The sequence below is a fragment of the Burkholderiales bacterium genome, assembly GCA_013695435.1.
GTDB lineage: Bacteria > Pseudomonadota > Gammaproteobacteria > Burkholderiales > JACMKV01 > JACMKV01.
Genome location: JACDAM010000203.1, coordinates 1 through 2,625 on the forward strand (window position 1 = coordinate 1; position 2,625 = coordinate 2,625).

At 60.1% G+C, this 2,625-nt stretch carries 2 protein-coding genes; one reads left to right on the forward strand and one right to left on the reverse strand.

Annotation, left to right across the window (positions count from 1 at the left end; translation table 11 throughout):
- The coding region (nhaA, locus tag H0V78_10260) for a Na+/H+ antiporter NhaA (protein MBA2352138.1) at positions 1–1,036 on the forward strand (1,036 nt) is incomplete at its 5' end.
- Positions 1,037–1,145: 109 nt separating this feature from the next.
- Here nhaA and H0V78_10265 read toward each other — a convergent pair.
- On the reverse strand, positions 1,146–2,522 hold the full coding sequence (locus H0V78_10265; GenBank protein MBA2352139.1) for a phosphomannomutase/phosphoglucomutase: 1,377 nt from the start codon (positions 2,520–2,522) through the stop codon (positions 1,146–1,148).
- Positions 2,523–2,625: the final 103 nt, after the last annotated feature.

Here is a 2,625-nt window from a genome sequence, read left to right on the forward strand (position 1 = left end):
GGTCGAAATTCGCGTTGCTGATCTGCACATCGCCAAGCCGTTGCTGCTATGGGTCAACGATGGCTTGATGGCCATCTTCTTTTTTCTGGTCGGTCTCGAAATCAAGCGCGAAGTCTTGCAGGGCGAATTGTCCACACCGTTCGCGATCGCCTTGCCTGTCATTGCCGCGCTCGGCGGCATGGCGGCGCCGGCGGCAATTTACGCCTGGTTCAACTGGAACGATGCGATCGCAATCAACGGCTGGGCGATTCCGGCCGCGACCGATATCGCCTTCGCGCTCGGCGTGCTGTCGTTGCTCGGCTCGCGCGCGCCGATCTCGCTGAAGATTTTTTTGACCGCGGTGGCCATCATCGACGATCTCGGCGCGATTCTGATCATCGCGTTTTTCTATACCGCGAATTTATCGGCACAGATGCTGACGCTCGCAGCAATTCCTGCCGTTGTCATCATTCTGCTCAACCGCTTTTCGGTCGTGCGGGTCAGTGCTTATGCCGTTGCCGGGCTCGTGTTGTGGGTATGCGTCCTGAAGTCCGGCGTGCATGCGACCTTGGCCGGCGTGCTGATCGCGTTGGCCATTCCTCTGCGCGGCGAGAACGCGCCGCTCGAGGAACTCGAGCACCGCTTGCACCCATGGGTTGCGTTCGGGGTGCTGCCGATTTTCGCGTTTTTCAACGCCGGCGTATCGTTCTCCGGAACGAGCGCCGCGGCTTTGCTCGAACCCGTTCCGCTCGGCATTGCAGCCGGTCTGGTTGTGGGCAAAACATTCGGCGTCCTGGCGTCATCGTGGCTGACTATCTCATGCCGCATCGCAAAGCTGCCGGATGAAGCGAACTGGACGCAAATGACTGCCGTTGCCTTGTTGTGCGGCATCGGTTTCACGATGAGTTTGTTCATCGGCTCGCTGGCTTTCGAGGGCGCTGCCGGCGATTATGCGAGCGCGACGCGGCTCGGTGTATTTGCCGGATCGTTGATTTCCGCGCTGGCCGGCTATGCGGTTTTTCGCTTCGGCACGCGCCCAAAACGCGAGAGCGCGTAGCGTCGATGGAGTGAAACGAATCCGGGTCAGGCGCGGAATGCAGGACAGCGATCCCGGATTTCATCTCCATCCGGGCGGAGCAAACCGTTCTTAGCGAGAATGGCGGCAATCAGAACGGCAGCGCCGCGTCCGGCTTGGCTTTCAGCAGCACGCCGCGAAAATCTTCCTGGATGCGCTTCAACGCGGCTTCGTCGTCGGCTTCGAAGCGCAGCACGATGACCGGTGTCGTGTTGGACGAGCGGGCGAGGCCGAAGCCGTCTTCGTATTCGACGCGCAGGCCGTCGAGCGTAATCACCTGTTTCGGATTGTCGAAGCGCGCGGTCTTTTGCATCTCGGCGATCAGCGCGTAGTTTTCGCCTTCCTCGAGCTTGATCTGCAATTCCGGCGTGCTGACCGCGTCCGGCAGGTTGTGCAGCGTGGCGCTGATATCGGATTGCTTGCTCAGGAATTCGAGCAGGCGCGCGCCGGCATACAGGCCGTCATCGAAGCCGTACCAGCGTTCCTTGAAGAAAATGTGGCCGCTCATCTCGCCCGCCAGCAGCGCGCCGGTTTCCTTCATTTTGCTCTTGATCAGTGAATGGCCGGTTTTCCACATCACCGGTTCGCCGCCATGCTGTTTGACCCACGGCGCCAGATTGCGCGTGCACTTCACGTCGAAAATAATTTTGGCGCCGGGGTTGCGCGCCAGCACATCGGCGGCGAACAGCATCAGTTGCCGATCCGGATAGATGATGCTGCCATCCTTGGTGACAACGCCAAGGCGATCGCCGTCGCCATCGAATGCGAAACCGATTTCGGCCTCGCCGCTTTTCAATTCCTCGATGACGTCTACCAGATTCTCCGGTTGCGAAGGATCGGGATGATGGTTCGGAAAATTGCCGTCGACATCGCAAAACAGCTCGGTCACTTCGCAGCCGAGTTTGCGATACAGCTCGGGCGCATAAGCGCCGGGAACACCGTTGCCGCAATCGACGACGATATGCATTTTGCGCGCGAGCTTGACGTCGCCGGCGATGCGGTTCAGATAGGCGGGCGCGATGTCATGTTTGCGGTAACTGCCGCTGCCGCTCGCAAGATCGTTATTCGCGATGCGCGAACGCAGCGCCTGGATCGCATCGCCGGACAGGGTCTCGCCGCCGAGCACCATTTTCAGACCGTTGTAATCCGGCGGGTTGTGGCTGCCCGTGACCATGACGCCGGAGTGGGTTTTGAGTTCGTGCGCGGCGAAATAGACCATCGGCGTCGCCACCAGTCCGACGTCGATGACATCGATGCCGCTTTTCTGTATGCCGCGCGCCAAAGCTGCGGACAGATCGGGCCCGGAGAGCCGCCCGTCGCGGCCGATAGCGATCGCTTTCTGATTGCGCGCTTTTCCTTCCGAGCCAAGCGCATGGCCGATCGCCTCGACGATTTCAGGCGTCAAAGTAGAGCCTACGACGCCGCGGATGTCGTAAGCCTTGAAGATTTCCTGAGGGAGATTTTTCATCGAGAGGTACCTGGTTGGGAAGGCATGGACGATAACATTGCTGATCGCGCCGAATCAAACGGCAAGCGCATCGGTTGCTCCCTCCCCACTTGCCGGGGAGGGC

What these genes read in the sequence shown, in the direction of transcription:
- H0V78_10265 (MBA2352139.1), bottom strand. Translation starts at nt 2,522, where the DNA reads ATGAAAAATCTCCCTCAGGAAATCTTCAAGGCTTACGACATCCGCGGC.